This is a genomic window from Pedobacter sp. GW822-FHT03F06 (assembly GCF_058801365.1).
This window is the reverse complement of the sequence record NZ_JBXANE010000002.1, coordinates 532,601-546,713: the sequence shown is the minus strand read 5'-3', so window position 1 is coordinate 546,713 and position 14,113 is coordinate 532,601. Positions and strand designations below refer to the sequence as shown.

The following is a 14,113-nucleotide window of genomic DNA, read 5'->3' as shown; positions in this document are numbered from 1 at the left end:
GACTTAAATTTCCTTCCCAACCCTTAGCGCGGTTCTAAGTTTTAACAAACAAAACCCAAATTAAAAATCAATTTATTACGCATTTGCTAAGCATTTAACCGCTTATCAAAATTAATCATATCCGTTATGGACATTTATACCACTGTAGAAGAAAAGTATCTACAGGCCATTGAAGAGTTGCACTGGGGCGAATTACCCAAAGCACTTCAGTATTTTAACGAAATTATTGTTTTCGACCCTGATTATGCAAGAGCTTATTTTCAGTTGGGCGATATTTATCAGAACCATTTTAAAGATTATAAAACCGCGGGTTATTATTACAAACGCTGCATTGAGCTGGATCATGATTTCCCCGAGGTATACAAACCCTACCTGGAACTTGTGATTACGCTTAAAATGCATAAACTGGTGAAACAGGTTGCAGAAAAGGCTTTGCTTGTACCTGGCGTTTGCGAAGCACATATTTACGAATGTTTGGGGCTGCATGCTGAGCAACAGCAAAATTTTGCAGAAGCGGCAAACTATTTCAAAAAAGCAGAACTGTTTAATGCCGTTCAAGATGAGCAAAGCACTTTACAGGAGCACCAAAACCGTATTAAAAGCAAAATGAACAGCACAAAAGCAATGATTTACGATTTACAGGGATAAAAGGCAATGCCTTTTATCCTTTTTAACTGGCGGGTTAATCTTAAAATACAATTCATCGGATTGCCCTTGTTATTTTAATTTTGTTACTATCTTTACCGCACAATTACAAAGTATAAATTTTTAAATCAAAAATATTCGATATGTCAGCTCACGATTCACACGCACCGGTTCAGCAAACAAAAGGCATTTGGGCTTTGCCATTAACGGCATGGATTCTGGTTTTATTGTTGGTTGTTTATTTCACCAGACCAATCTTCAACCATGAAGAAGCATCTGCTCATCATGAAAAAACTGAAGCAGCGCACGAAAAACCAGAAGCACACCACTAGGATTTTCGAGTTATAAAAGCATAAAAAAAGCGTTCCAATTTTAAATCTGAACGCTTTTTTTGTATCCCCTTATTTCTTACTATTTAAGTTGCCCCATGATGTTCGGAAAATCGGTAATGATGCCGTCTACCCCAAGGCTCATAAAATAATTTACTTCCTTTACCGTATTAACCGTCCATGGGATAATTTTAATACCCATTTCGTGGCAGCGGTCTACCAAACCCTTACCAACCAAAACCGAATAAGGACTGTAAATAGTCGGTTTAAAACCTAATTTCTCAATATAATCTTCAAAAGGTTCTTTTTCATCAATTAATAATGAGGTTTGTATTTTGGGATATTTCTCGTGCAGGTATTGCAGCGTATGCATATCAAACGATTCGATAATCACTCTTTTGGCAAGTTTTTTCGAATTAATTACATCCATAATCAGCTCTACAAACTCTGCAGGCTCCGGATGAAATTCATTATCACCATTTTTAATCGTTTTCGTTTCGATACTATATACTGGCTTGGCGAGTTTATGTTCTTTAACATAAGCCTCAACCGCATCTATTGTTTCAGAAAGGAGCGGTTTGTAAGCTTTAAACTTCATCTGCCCGGGAAAGCGGTTATGGACTTTGCTGCCTACATCAAACTTTTTAATTTCCTCATAATCCATCTTGTAGATGTTATAATTCTTTTGGTCTTTTAGCGTAATCGGCTTTCCGTTGGGAAGTAAGGAAATCTCGTTATTGAAATAGGGTTCTTGCGAAAGCACCACTTGTTTGTCTTTCGAAATCACGGCATCCATTTCTAAAGTGGTTACGCCTAAATCGATAGCTTTTAACATTCCTTCGATGGTATTCTCGGGCATAATGCCGCGTGCACCAGCTTTACCCTGTACATCGAATTTCTTTTTTTGGGCAGAAACGTTTAAGAAAAGTAAAATGAGCGTAGAGAGGATAAGTAACTTTTTATGCATGAATTTTAAACGTAAAATGTATAGTTTTATTTGTGGTAATAATTTTTAGAGCGCAAAAAAAGTGCTTTTATTTAATGATCGTTCCCGCTTTCCACTATATCCTTTCCGCTGTGCTACAAGGATGCCGTTTCAAGCGTTTGGAAATAAAAAAAGGGCTTCTTTTTATGGAGAGCCCTCTTTAATTCACATTTGTTATTTATCTTTCTGCTGGTACAAAGGCTTGTACAATTAAGTTCCAGCTTGCGTCAGCTCCCTTTTCATAAACGAAAACATAATTAAAACTTTCGCGTAAATCGGCCTTGTAATCAATAGTAGCAACACCATAGGTATAAGCCAAATCGCTGCCGATTGCCTTATCAACACCTGTTGTTTTCAAATTAATTTTGCTGATCATTCCATTATAAAATGCAATAATCTTTCCTTTTCCATCAATGGCCTCGTTACCTGGAAAAAGCAAACGTGCATCGTTGGTCAAAAACCCTCCAAATGCCGCAATTCCATGCGTTTTTAACAAAGTATTTAAAGTTTTCTCAGTAGTTAAGATAATTTCTTTCCCAGCCTTAATTTCTTTTTCATTTAAGAACTTTGGTGCAACATGATCTTTAGGTTCAATAAACTGTGGGCTAACTTTAGCCAAAGGTTTATTACTCTCTGTTCCTAAATCAATGGCTAATTTCCATCTGCCGTTTTCTGGTTTCCAGATCGATAGGTATTGACCGTATTTTTTCTCTGAAGTACCAACTTCATATGGGCCAGTAGTGAAACCTAAATCGCCACTACGCGATACTTTCGCCAGGTTTGGCGTCCATGTTACATCGTTCTCAGCGTTTGCCTTAGCCGCGTAAAAAGTTTTAGCATTAACCGGGTTTGGCCTGAACACTAAAGTGCTCGTTGATGAATAGTCTATAAAAGCTTCTTTATCTCCATTTTTGGCAATTGACTTAGCAAAATCCTTCTCAGCATTTACTAGAGATTTGGTTGTTCCATCGCTTTTTTGGGCAAAAGCACCTAGGGCTAAAAGCGAAGCTATTGCAGTTGAAAATAATTGTTTCATTATTAATTAATATAATATTGTTTGGCGAATATAAAATTTTCTTTGATGTATGGCCTTAAAAGTAATTAACAATTACACATTAAGGCCACTTATTTTTCTCTATAAATGGTTTCTAAAACAGTTTGCCCAGTGGCCTTCAACGTATTTTTATCAATATTGGCCAAGTTATCCAATTGCGTGTGCCAATTGATATAAAAACCACTGTTATCATTGTAATGGATAATATCGATAGAAGGAACACCTGCTTTGTTCATCCAAAAATGATCATCAACTAATTTTCCGCTCGGAATTTTCGTAAAGTAAGAAGCATAGCCAATTTCATTACCAATGTCCCAAACCTGGTTTACGACGTTTGGAGCAGCCTGACGTGAGATTTCATCCTGTGTAAACTGTGCGCTACCACCACCAACCATATCGAGATTAATGCCATATAAAGCTTTATATCCTGTTGCCGTTGCTTTTTTAGCCCAGTATTGAGAGCCTAAACACCACGTAGTTTCATCGGGTGTTTCATCATTAGCCTTGCCATAATCTTCTAAATCCCACAACACAAAATCAACTCCAACATTAGGCTGTTTCTGCTGGATCTGACGGGCCATTTCCAAAATCACGGCCACCCCACTCGCACCATCATTTGCCGCATCGAAAGCTTTCGCATGATTTGCAGGATCAGTATCCTGATCAGAAAATGGACGGGCATCCCAGTGGGCAGTAATTAAAACCCTGTTCTTTTTATCCGGGTTAAAAGCCGCAGCAATATTTTTCAGCTGAAAACTTTTCCCATCATAAGTTTGCGTTTTCTCGCCCTGGATACTTACAACAGCACCGAACGACTTTAATTTTGCCACCAAATAATCTGCACATTTTTGGTGCGCTGCTGTTCCAGGAATCCGTGGCCCAAAATCTACCTGAGCCTTGGTGTAGGCATAAGCACTATCGGCATTAAAATCTGGAGAAACTAAACGCAGAGGCTTTTCGCCATTTTCATCGGCATTTTGGTTTGTTTTATTCTGACATGCCTGAAATGCGATTAATGCAAATAAAGGCAATATTAAAAGTTTTTTATTCATTGTTTAATGTAACGGAAAATTGTTTGAAGTAGTGTGATTGATCTCTCATCCCCCTTACCCACTGACAAATTAATTGCTAGAGAATAGTCCATTCCCCCTTTGAAGGGGGCTGGGGGATGACCCTATGAAAAAATCTTCCCTTTTAACGAGCCCGAATATGATCTTGCTCCCATTCTACAATATATTGTTGAATTGTTTTATCCACATTCTCGATATCATTCATGACCTCATCATCGCTAAACCTCAGGACATGAAAACCCAATGCATTCAGAATAAGTTCACGAGCTTTATCTTTTTCAAATTGACCTTCCCATTCATGTGAAAGTCCATCAACCTCGATAACCAACTTTAAATCTTTTGAGAAAAAATCTGCAATATAATTTGCGATCGGTCGCTGTCTTAAGAAAGAATATCCCAGCATTTTTTTATTCCTCAACAATTCACACCACATTCTTATCTCTGCTTTTGTACTATCATTTCGATGGCCTCTAGCATAAGTTTTTAATTTAGAATTGTAGCTGTTGTTATCCATTGCGTTTTAAATATTTTCTTAGAAGTAAAAAGTCGAAAAATGAATATAGCAAACAATTTGCTGTTTTATTCATCTTTAAAATTAAATGTGATCTTCTTCATCCCCCTGCCCCCTTCAAAGGGGGACAGATTCCCCGATAATTCAAATGCATAGGATTTATTTCCGAATAGCTAACTCTTCCTATGAATGACAGGGGATAGTATAATAAAGTGTTGTCTATGAAAGAATATAATCCACAATCGCCTCGCAGTGGATTTTAGTGGTATCAAATACGGGAATATCAAAATCAGCTTGACTAATGAGCATAGGAATTTCGGTACATCCCAAAATTATCCCCTCAGCTCCTTCCTTGATCAGATCATTAATTATCTGGATATACTGTGCCCTGGTTTCTTCCGATATCACCCCTCTACCCAGTTCTTCTTTAAGGGTAAACTGTATATAATTGCGGGTTTCTTTCTTTGAAGGCACTAAAACACGTAATCCATGGTCTTCAAGCTTTTTAATATAAAAGTCCTTTTCCATGGTAAATACGGTCCCCAGGAGCCCAATATTTTTAATTCCTGCAGCATTTATGGCTTTAGCGGTTTCTGTACCGATATGGATAATCGGTAATGCAATCTTTTCCTGAAGCTGATCGGCAAAAAGATGGGCGGTATTGGCACATAATACAATGGCTTCTACACCACTGCGCTTTAAACTCTCGCAAGCAGCGAGTAAAAGATCAAACGATCCTTCCCAGGTTTTATCCTGTACATCACCAAAATTAAGGGAGTAAATTAAACATTCAGCGAAATTTAACCCGCCCAAACGCTCATTTACACCCTCATTTATAAAACGGTAATAATCTATTGTCGATACCCAGCTAATGCCACCTACTAAACCAATTTTTCTCATTCTTAAAATCGACTTATGACTTTGGACTAGAGACGACTAATTAAGATTTACTCCAGGTAGTTCCCTCTTTGCCGTCTTTAAGCTGGATTCCCAACTCTTGCAAGCCAATACGGATACGATCGGAAGTGGCATAATCTTTATTCGCTTTCGCTTCAGTCCTTAAGTTAATCACCATATCCAGAACGCCATTTAAGTCGTTACCTCCGGCATCTTCATCTTTCAGGCCTAATATATCAAATACGAAATCGTTAACCAGTTGCTTTAACTTTTCTAATGCTTCTGCCGAGATTTTACCTTTACCATCGTAAACGGTATTGATAATCCTTACCGCTTCAAACAGTTCGGCAATCAGAATCGGACTGTTAAAATCATCATTCATCGCATGGATGCATTTTTCTTTCAAAGCATCAATATCGAAATCGTTCTGTTCAGAAACCGTTAATTTATCTAATAAACCAATAGCGGCCATTAAGCGGCGGAATCCTTTTTCCGAAGCATCTAAAGCTTCATTCGAGAAATCCAATGTACTGCGGTAGTGTGCCTGCAACATGAAAAACTTAACCGTCATCGGGCTGAAGCCTTTTTTCAATAAAGCGTGATCGCCCGTAAATAACTCTAAAGGAAGAAAACCGTTGCCGGCCGATTTAGACATCCGCGTACCATTTACCGTAAGCATATTGGTATGCATCCAATAATGTGCAGGCTGTTTATGGCTGCAGGCCTCAGACTGTGCAATTTCGTTGGTATGGTGTGTTGCCGCCAAATCCATTCCACCACCATGAATATCAAATTCGGCACCCAAATATTTAGCGCTCATGGCCGAACATTCAATATGCCAGCCCGGAAACCCCATGCCCCAAGGCGATTGCCATTGCATCAGGGTTTCTGGCTTTGCTTTTATCCAAAGGGCAAAATCCAGCCTGCCGCGTTTCTCATCCTGTCCACCCAGTTCGCGGGTATTGTTCAGCATGTCTTCCAGATTGCGGTTGGTTAAAATGGTATAATTGTATTCCTTGCTATATTTTTCTACATCAAAGTACACATTGCCATCAACCTCGTAACCGTAACCATTGGCAATTATGATCTTGATCATTTCGATCTGTTCGATAATGTGGCCTGTAGCGGTAGGTTCGATACTTGGCGGCAGCGTGTTGAACATGCGCATTACATCATGGAAACCTAAAGTGTACTTCTGCACAATTTCCATCGGCTCAAGCTGCTCTAATTTTGCACGTTTTGCAAACTTATCGTCGCCCTCATCCCTATCGCCTTCTAAGTGACCTGCATCTGTAATGTTACGTACATAACGCACTTTATAACCGGCATACTTAAGGTATCTAAAAATTAAATCGAAAGATATAAATGTGCGGCAATTGCCCAAGTGCACATCACTATAAACAGTAGGACCGCAGACATACATCCCAACATTAGGTGCATTTAAGGGTTGGAAAAGTTCTTTTTTGCGCGAAAGCGTATTATAAAGCTGTAAGCCAGTATTCATATTGCAAATGTAATATTAAGTTAGAAAGTTAAAATGATTTAATGATGGAATGTTGTCGGTTGCCCCGCTTATGATTTTTCTTTAACATTTATCCGTGCTGTCAGATGTTACCATCTGACGGTAAACAAAATTTTAATCGTTAAAATTGTACTATCAATTTTTCCCAAATATTAGAAAAGGTGCATTACTGCTTATCGGTTAGGGCAGCCCCTCTTTCCGCTGTAGCTTCGCCGAAGAGGCTCAGGCTGCCGCTTCAATAGGGTTTAGATTGGACATTCCTGTGCTTTTGGCTTGAAAAACGGGCTAACTTGCGAAGTCTGCCAACCTCTGCCTTGTGAGGCTTCGCAAGTTGATCTGGCAAGCGGTGTACCGTCAGATGGTACCATCTGACGGTAAAAACAAAATTTAATCTTTAATTTTAGATTCATCTATCAAAACACAAGGAAAAAATGGTTCAGATCAGAGAAATTTCGGAAAAAGATACCGAAGGTGTAGCCAAACTTTCTACACAACTGGGTTACGATAGTAACATCAGACTAACGTCGGCCAGAATCAAACTCATTACGAATAACAGCAGTACAAACTGTGCATTTGTTGCTTTAATTGATGACAAAGTAGTAGGCTGGATTCATGGTTTTTATACCTTAAGGATAGAATCTGATCCATTTATCGAAATTGGAGGCTTAATTGTGGATGAAAACTACCGAAACCTAAAAATCGGGAAGCAATTGATTGAAAATGTAGACCTTTGGGCTAAAAAGCATCAAGTAAAAAAACTAAAGGTAAGGTGTAACATCAAACGCACCGAAAGCCTCAAATTTTATGAACGCATTGGCTTTAAGGAGAATAAACGTCAGGTCGCTTTTGAAATAGATCTGCGTTAATTTTTTATGGATGTCAGATAGAAATATCTGACATCACAGGGCAGGCCCTCGCTAAACTTGCGAAGTCAAGCTCTGCCCTTCCCGGCCAGACTTTGCAAGTTAGCCAACCAACAATTAACCAGTTAACCAATTCGAACGATTAACCAACTCCCCCAATTATTACAACCTTCAAACATTTCTGCATTGTAACATTTCAATCCTATTCATTAACTTTGTACCATGATTGATTTACCGGTAGTACCTGCTGTAACTGAAGTAAAACGTAAACCAGATTGGTTACGTGTAAAATTACCCGTTGGTAAAGAATATGCACAAGTTCGCAGTTTAGTAGACACGCACAAGCTCCATACCATCTGCGAAAGCGGAAATTGTCCTAATATGGGCGAATGTTGGGGTGCAGGCACGGCAACCTTCATGATTTTGGGCAACATCTGCACCCGTAGCTGTTCTTTCTGTGCTGTAGCCACAGGCCGCCCTTTGGCTGTTGATGTTGACGAGCCTAACCGCATTGCCGATTCGGTAAGATTAATGGGCGTTAAACATTGCGTAATTACTTCGGTAGATCGCGATGATTTAAAAGACGGCGGCTCAATCATCTGGGCAGAAACCCTGCAGGCTATCCGCAGAGAAAGTCCAATTACCACTTTAGAAACCCTAATCCCCGATTTCAAAGGTCAGTGGGATAATTTATACCGCGTATTAGAAGAAAGACCGGAAGTGGTTTCGCACAATATGGAAACGGTTAAGCGTTTAACCAAACAAGTGCGGATCCAGGCTAAATACGACAGAAGTTTAGAGGCTTTAAAAAGAATTTCTGAATTTGGTTTAAGAACAAAAACAGGCATTATGCTTGGCTTAGGCGAAACTGAAGAAGATATTTTCGAAGCTATGGACGATTTAGTTGCCAATGGCGTACATATCTTAACCTTAGGGCAATACTTACAACCAACGCGCAACCACCACCCTGTTGTAGATTGGATCCATCCGGATACTTTCGCAATGTATAAAGAAGCCGGTTTAGCAAAAGGTTTGAAGTACGTAGAAAGCGGTCCGCTGGTACGTTCATCTTACCATGCAGAAAAACACCTTTTTCCTATTGAAGGAATTGCATAATTCACTGTTACAAGAAAGGATTTAAAATATTTTTAATCGTACTCCTCTGCGGAATTCTTTTGCAAAACATTTTTTTGCTTTTACTGTTCTGTATTGTATCTTAGTAACCAATAGTGACTGCATTAAAAAAATTAACCCTAACTGAGCCTGAACTAGTTCAAGCACTGCAATCGAAAGATCCTGCGGTTCTAAAAACACTGTACAGCATGTATTCGTCAGCACTTTATGGCGTTATTTCGCGCATTATCACCCATACAGAGCTTGCTGAAGATGTACTACAAGAAACTTTTGTGAAAATCTGGCAATCTGCTGCACACTATGACCATACCAAAGGACGTTTGTTTACGTGGATGATGAACATTGCCCGCAATTTATCAATCGACAAACTACGTTCTAAAGACTTTAAGAATTCACTCAAAAACCAAGATATAGAAAATAACGTAAGTTTCGTTGATGAACAAAACAAGGTAACGTTTAATCCTGATATTCTTGGAGTTAAGCAACTTGTAGATAACCTTAAGCCGGATTTACAAGCAGTTCTTGATTTAGTTTATTACAAGGGTTTCACCCATGTGGAAGCCGCAGAAAAGTTAGATCTGCCATTAGGTACGGTGAAAACCCGGATCCGGTTGGCTATTATTGAATTGAGAAGGAATTTTAATTGAGCGTGGAAAATTTAAAAGCATATATCGAATCTGGAGTACTTGAGCTGTACGTTTTAGGTGATTTATCACCTGAAGAAGCGTTGCAGGTTGAGGAAATGGCATCTCAATACCCCGAGGTAAGAGATGAAATAGCTGCCATTGAGCAAGCTATGGAGCAATATGCTATGCAAAATGCTGTAGAGCCATCTGCAGATGTAGAAACAAGATTATTCGAAAAGTTGGGGTTAAGTGAAGTTGAAGAGCATGTGAATGTTCAGCCCGAACCAATTTATACGGAAGAACCAAAAATAATACGTTTAGATGGAAGTGATGCTAGAGTAAGAACTTTACGTTACGCCTTAGTTGCTTGTATAGCTTTATTGGTAGTAAGTACCGCAGCATTGTTTATTACCTATAACAAACTAAATGCTGCACACGACCAAATTGCGAGTTTAAATCTGGATAAACAAAAATTTGCTGGCGTAGTAAGCAAGTTAGAGTTCGAAAACCAGGGTTTGGATAATATGGCAGCCATGGCCGACAGCAAAGAATGGGCAACCATCAGAATGGCTGGCCAGGCTTTTAGCCCGAGCTCTAAAATGAAAGTTTACTGGAATAAGAAAGATAAAAGTGTGTTGATTAACTATGTAGCAATGGATTTACCTAAAACAGATGCCGCACATCAATATCAGCTATGGGCTTTGGTAAATGGCAAACCGGTAAGTTTAGGTGTATTCGGCAAAACGGATTCGACTAATAATGAGGCATTGGTAAAAATGCAGACCATTCAGGAAGCACAGGCTTTTGCAGTAACTATAGAGCCTATGGGCGGAAGTGTTAATCCAACAATGGATAAATTAACCGTAATGGGCGGTGTTTAAACAAAAAATATTAAATCAATACATTAAATCCCAACATTGAGAAATGCTGGGATTTTTTGTTTTTACAACATTAATTTCTCATTGATGTTTATATTAGAAAACGAACAGTTCCAGCTCCGTAGGTGCTACAGTCCCGTTATACACTCCAATCTTTTTATTGCAAATTCAATACGCAAGGCAATAAGTTTAGTCTAACCATTTTAAGCAATAAAAAGGATTTCCGTTACTACCGGGTTTAGGAACAATGGGGGTTTTGACCTTTCGACTGCCCTTTGTAGGCAATAGTTTTGCGCCCTGCAACCCTAAATAGTATGAATGGCCGCGCCGCCTAAACCTGACACTAGCGAACACCGAACGCAGAGAGGTAAAGCGAATGGCAGGACTACCTAAGCCCAAATGCTGCTGCAATTGCTTTCCAAAAAAGCGGATAAATATTTCTGCTGAAAGAAGCGCAATACCTGATTAACACATGCAGAGAGACCTTATCATAAAGATCTCTCCGCTGCGGTCGAGATGACGATTTGATAATTAAGATTTCGCTGCGTACTTCACCTCTTCATAAGGCTGTACCAGCACCCACCCCTCGCCAAAAAACTCTAGTTGAAACGATTCGCCACTTCCTCTTCCGATAAAAGAACCGAAAGTTAAATTGGTTTTAATGTTTGGTGTTAAGTTTTCAGACCAGGCTACTGTAGCATTAGGATCGGTATAAACCGCCTGGTTGCCGGTAACCCTTAATAAAATCGGTTCGCCATGTGTGGTAATGGCAATATAGCCACTGCCCGATAATTTAACCTGAAATAAACCACCGCTCATCATCCCGGCAATGCTTTTTAGCATTTTTATTTCGTTTTTAATATTCTCTTCTAAGGCCAAAACATCATTACCGTTTACAAAAACTGCTTCGTTTTGGAGTTTGATGATCTTTACTTTTTTGCCCTCATCTGCCAGATACAGCTTACCCGTTCCGGTGGCATGCATCAATGAGGTACCTTCGCCAGATATGGCTTTCTTTAACAAACCGCCCAAACCTTTGCTCAATAGTCCTTCTCTTTTAAAATCGATATTTCCAATGTAAGCAACCATAGAACCTGCTTTTGCCAATATTTTTTGATTTTTTAGATTCACCTCCAACATGGCTGGTTTCTCTAATTCGAAAAAATCGTTTTCATTTGGATTTTCTGCCGACTCCTGAATTAATTCATTCAGCGTGTATTCCCTTTGTGCCATAATAATTTGTTTTCCGTTTTTAAGATATCTGTTATTTTAAATATTCCCTTAAACTATAAATTATAAACTAGAAGTATAGTAGATTAACGCCTGTTTTTTTCCACAATTGTGGTTAACCAAACCATAAAACAACTATTTGGATATGAACACTTTAATTTCTTTCGATATCCGGGCTGCAACCTGCGAGGCGGTAACCACAAATTGTTCGTGCGCTAAATAATCGCCCGCCTTTCCATGAATATAGCAAGCCAAAATAGCGGCATCTGTTGCGGAATACTTCTGGGCTACAAAGCCTGCAATAATGCCGGTAAGGATATCGCCCATTCCACCTTGCGCCATCGCCGGGTTACCTGTAGGATTGATCAGCACCTTACCTGTTGGCAGGCAGATAAAAGTATACTGGTTTTTAAGCACGATAACGATCCTCTGTTTTCTGGCCTGTTCTGTAGCCGTTTGCACCCTGTCCCACCAGTTATCATGCTCACCGAATAAGCGATCGAACTCTTTCATATGTGGAGTAAGAATGGTATTTGCAGCAAGTTTATCGATCAGATCGGGCCTTTCGCCCAAAATATTTAAAGCATCTGCATCAATAATCATGGCTTGGTTGGCCATAATTAAGCTTTCGAGCAGTTTTTCATTTTCAGCTTCAGTACCTAAACCTGGGCCAATAGCAATTGCCTGATATTTCTTTGGGTTTTCTATCCTCGTGTATTCATTTCTCGGTAGGGCCATTACTTCTGGTAAAGCGGTATTTAACGCGAATAATCCACTCGGTGGAATACATGCCGTGGTTAATCCTGCTCCCGTGTGTAAGCAGGCCATCGAAGAAAGTAAGGCCGCCCCCATGGTATTGGTATTTCCCGCAATAATCAGGGCATGGCCGTAAGTACCTTTATGGCTGAACAATTTTCGTGGCTGAAGGATCTTCTCTATATCATTTTCTTCCACCAAATAGAAATCAGCATCTTGCTTTTGGATAAAAGTCTCATCCAGATCAATATCAACCACCTCAAACTTTTCTGTCGCCAAGGCCGACTCAGGGAAGAAAAAGTTAATCTTCGGCCGTTGAAAACAAATTGTTTTATACGCTTTTATACCATTATAATCTTTAGGCAGTTTACCTTCGGCAAAAAAACCGGTGGGTACATCAACTGCATACACTTTTTTATTCAGCTTGTTAATGGCCTGAACCAGCTGTTCATATTCTCCACTTAAAGGTTTATTTAAACCAGAGCCTAAAATGGCGTCGATAATTAAATCGGCTTTCAGGTTTTTTAAGTCAGAAACCTGGTTAATGATTGTTTTTTTGCATCTCGTTTCTTCAATCCGCTGTAGGTTAATGGCAAAATCGTCGCTTTGTTTTTTACTGAAGTTGATGATGTAAACTTTTATATTCTCGTATCCGTTAGCAATAAGCAAATGGGCAATGGCTAATCCATCTCCTCCGTTATTTCCCTTCCCACAGCATATAGCCACACTTTTATTGGTATCGAACTCATCTCTTAAAAAAGTTTGAACAAAGGCTCTCGCAGCTTTTTCCATCAGATCTATAGAAGCAATGGGTTTATTAGCAATCGTAAACTGATCGGCACTACGCATTTGGGCAGAAGTAAGCAATGTTCGCATATAACTAAGATAAGATTATACAGCTACAATGCAAAAGAGTAGGGTTTTGTTTGGTTCATTATACTCAAAGGCGCTAGTTTTCCAAAATAATTTAAAATACTATCTTTTAATTTTTATACCTTTTACCAATCTTTAGCGTTGTCTATTGAATTAAATTAAATCTCAAAACAATGAATCAAAAACCATCGAATGCGTTCGTGGCAGCCGCCTGGATTGCATTAGGTATCGGAATGATCGGCTTTATTGTAGGCTTGTGGCGTTCTGATATGCTTCTCAATGAAAAAGGATATTATTTTACCGTATTGATGTTTGGCCTTTTTGCCGTAATTTCTTTACAAAAAGCTGTTCGCGATAAATTGGAAGGAATTCCGGTTACTGAAATTTATTACGGTATCAGTTGGTTTTCTACGCTCTTAACCATCACTTTATTGGTAATTGGTTTGTGGAATGCTACTTTGCTACCCAGCGAAAAAGGATTTTATGCCTTTGCCTTTTTACTCTCGCTGTTTGGCGCCATTACGGTGCAGAAAAATACGAGAGACAGCCAGATTGTAAATAAAAACCGCGATTCGGAATAGCCAAAACAGCTTATTCTTAACGAATTTTATTGAAACCAATGCTCAGGCATTGGTTTTTTATTTTTAACCAAAAACGAAATATATTATCTCCTTAACTAAAAAATAATTACTACTTTAAACATCAGATACCGAGGCTAATAGTTTATCATTTTCGAGCAA

The 14,113-nt window shown here is 39.0% G+C and carries 15 protein-coding genes; 7 read left to right on the top strand and 8 right to left on the bottom strand.

The features are described from left to right. Positions 1–126 precede the first annotated feature (126 nt). Positions 127–648: a hypothetical protein gene (locus AC1RJ8_RS04915; RefSeq protein ID WP_492952779.1), complete on the top strand. Its 522-nt coding sequence runs from the start codon at positions 127–129 to the stop codon at positions 646–648. A gap of 140 nt (positions 649–788) precedes the next feature. Beyond that, complete coding sequence (locus tag AC1RJ8_RS04910; RefSeq protein ID WP_086549118.1) at positions 789–977, top strand: hypothetical protein; 189 nt, start codon at positions 789–791, stop codon at positions 975–977. A 79-nt stretch (positions 978–1,056) separates the two neighbouring features. On the opposite strand, the gene AC1RJ8_RS04905 is transcribed toward AC1RJ8_RS04910, so the two are convergent. The 6 genes from AC1RJ8_RS04905 to cysS form a co-directional block, all read right to left on the bottom strand. Then, on the bottom strand, positions 1,057–1,941 hold the full coding sequence (locus AC1RJ8_RS04905) for a glycerophosphodiester phosphodiesterase family protein (protein WP_492952778.1): 885 nt from the start codon (positions 1,939–1,941) through the stop codon (positions 1,057–1,059). Between the two features lie 196 nt (positions 1,942–2,137). Continuing rightward, the gene (locus AC1RJ8_RS04900; protein ID WP_492952777.1) at positions 2,138–2,995 is read right to left on the bottom strand and encodes a nuclear transport factor 2 family protein; all 858 of its coding nucleotides are present in this window, start codon (positions 2,993–2,995) and stop codon (positions 2,138–2,140) included. A gap of 89 nt (positions 2,996–3,084) precedes the next feature. Continuing rightward, a complete protein-coding gene (locus tag AC1RJ8_RS04895; RefSeq protein ID WP_492952776.1) occupies positions 3,085–4,065 on the bottom strand; it encodes a M28 family peptidase in 981 nt (326 codons plus the stop codon). A gap of 142 nt (positions 4,066–4,207) precedes the next feature. Next, complete coding sequence (locus AC1RJ8_RS04890) at positions 4,208–4,597, bottom strand: endonuclease domain-containing protein (protein ID WP_492952775.1); 390 nt, start codon at positions 4,595–4,597, stop codon at positions 4,208–4,210. Between the two features lie 216 nt (positions 4,598–4,813). Next, complete coding sequence (locus tag AC1RJ8_RS04885) at positions 4,814–5,494, bottom strand: aspartate/glutamate racemase family protein (RefSeq protein WP_492952774.1); 681 nt, start codon at positions 5,492–5,494, stop codon at positions 4,814–4,816. Positions 5,495–5,534: 40 nt separating this feature from the next. Beyond that, on the bottom strand, positions 5,535–6,995 hold the full coding sequence (cysS, locus tag AC1RJ8_RS04880) for a cysteine--tRNA ligase (RefSeq protein WP_492952773.1): 1,461 nt from the start codon (positions 6,993–6,995) through the stop codon (positions 5,535–5,537). A 449-nt stretch (positions 6,996–7,444) separates the two neighbouring features. On the opposite strand from cysS, the gene AC1RJ8_RS04875 reads away from it, so the two are divergent. The 4 genes from AC1RJ8_RS04875 to AC1RJ8_RS04860 all read left to right on the top strand — a co-directional run bounded on the left by AC1RJ8_RS04875 (position 7,445) and on the right by AC1RJ8_RS04860 (position 10,517). Beyond that, a complete protein-coding gene (locus AC1RJ8_RS04875) occupies positions 7,445–7,879 on the top strand; it encodes a GNAT family N-acetyltransferase (RefSeq protein ID WP_492952772.1) in 435 nt (144 codons plus the stop codon). A gap of 219 nt (positions 7,880–8,098) precedes the next feature. Then, on the top strand, positions 8,099–8,992 hold the full coding sequence (gene lipA / locus AC1RJ8_RS04870) for a lipoyl synthase (RefSeq protein WP_029278501.1): 894 nt from the start codon (positions 8,099–8,101) through the stop codon (positions 8,990–8,992). A gap of 113 nt (positions 8,993–9,105) precedes the next feature. Next, a complete protein-coding gene (locus tag AC1RJ8_RS04865; RefSeq protein WP_190327446.1) occupies positions 9,106–9,657 on the top strand; it encodes an RNA polymerase sigma factor in 552 nt (183 codons plus the stop codon). Positions 9,658–9,659: 2 nt separating this feature from the next. Then, positions 9,660–10,517: an anti-sigma factor gene (locus tag AC1RJ8_RS04860; RefSeq protein ID WP_492952771.1), complete on the top strand. Its 858-nt coding sequence runs from the start codon at positions 9,660–9,662 to the stop codon at positions 10,515–10,517. Between the two features lie 528 nt (positions 10,518–11,045). Here the strand turns inward: AC1RJ8_RS04860 and AC1RJ8_RS04855 are convergent. After that, entirely contained in the window at positions 11,046–11,747 is a 702-nt protein-coding gene (locus tag AC1RJ8_RS04855; protein WP_492952770.1) for an AIM24 family protein, read from the bottom strand. 132 nt (positions 11,748–11,879) lie between these two features. Continuing rightward, positions 11,880–13,376 carry an NAD(P)H-hydrate dehydratase gene (locus tag AC1RJ8_RS04850; protein WP_492952769.1) on the bottom strand — a complete coding sequence of 499 codons (1,497 nt, stop codon included), beginning with the start codon at positions 13,374–13,376 and terminating at the stop codon, positions 11,880–11,882. Positions 13,377–13,546: 170 nt separating this feature from the next. On the opposite strand from AC1RJ8_RS04850, the gene yiaA reads away from it, so the two are divergent. Continuing rightward, positions 13,547–13,954: an inner membrane protein YiaA gene (gene yiaA / locus AC1RJ8_RS04845; RefSeq protein WP_029278495.1), complete on the top strand. Its 408-nt coding sequence runs from the start codon at positions 13,547–13,549 to the stop codon at positions 13,952–13,954. Positions 13,955–14,113: the final 159 nt, after the last annotated feature.

What these genes read in the sequence shown, in the direction of transcription:
- AC1RJ8_RS04915 (WP_492952779.1), top strand. Translation starts at nt 127, where the DNA reads ATGGACATTTATACCACTGTAGAAGAAAAGTATCTACAGGCCATTGAA.
- AC1RJ8_RS04910 (WP_086549118.1), top strand. Translation starts at nt 789, where the DNA reads ATGTCAGCTCACGATTCACACGCACCGGTTCAGCAAACAAAAGGCATT.
- AC1RJ8_RS04905 (WP_492952778.1), bottom strand. Translation starts at nt 1,941, where the DNA reads ATGCATAAAAAGTTACTTATCCTCTCTACGCTCATTTTACTTTTCTTA.
- AC1RJ8_RS04900 (WP_492952777.1), bottom strand. Translation starts at nt 2,995, where the DNA reads ATGAAACAATTATTTTCAACTGCAATAGCTTCGCTTTTAGCCCTAGGT.
- AC1RJ8_RS04895 (WP_492952776.1), bottom strand. Translation starts at nt 4,065, where the DNA reads ATGAATAAAAAACTTTTAATATTGCCTTTATTTGCATTAATCGCATTT.
- AC1RJ8_RS04890 (WP_492952775.1), bottom strand. Translation starts at nt 4,597, where the DNA reads ATGGATAACAACAGCTACAATTCTAAATTAAAAACTTATGCTAGAGGC.
- AC1RJ8_RS04885 (WP_492952774.1), bottom strand. Translation starts at nt 5,494, where the DNA reads ATGAGAAAAATTGGTTTAGTAGGTGGCATTAGCTGGGTATCGACAATA.
- cysS (WP_492952773.1), bottom strand. Translation starts at nt 6,995, where the DNA reads ATGAATACTGGCTTACAGCTTTATAATACGCTTTCGCGCAAAAAAGAA.
- AC1RJ8_RS04875 (WP_492952772.1), top strand. Translation starts at nt 7,445, where the DNA reads ATGGTTCAGATCAGAGAAATTTCGGAAAAAGATACCGAAGGTGTAGCC.
- lipA (WP_029278501.1), top strand. Translation starts at nt 8,099, where the DNA reads ATGATTGATTTACCGGTAGTACCTGCTGTAACTGAAGTAAAACGTAAA.
- AC1RJ8_RS04855 (WP_492952770.1), bottom strand. Translation starts at nt 11,747, where the DNA reads ATGGCACAAAGGGAATACACGCTGAATGAATTAATTCAGGAGTCGGCA.
- AC1RJ8_RS04850 (WP_492952769.1), bottom strand. Translation starts at nt 13,376, where the DNA reads ATGCGAACATTGCTTACTTCTGCCCAAATGCGTAGTGCCGATCAGTTT.
- yiaA (WP_029278495.1), top strand. Translation starts at nt 13,547, where the DNA reads ATGAATCAAAAACCATCGAATGCGTTCGTGGCAGCCGCCTGGATTGCA.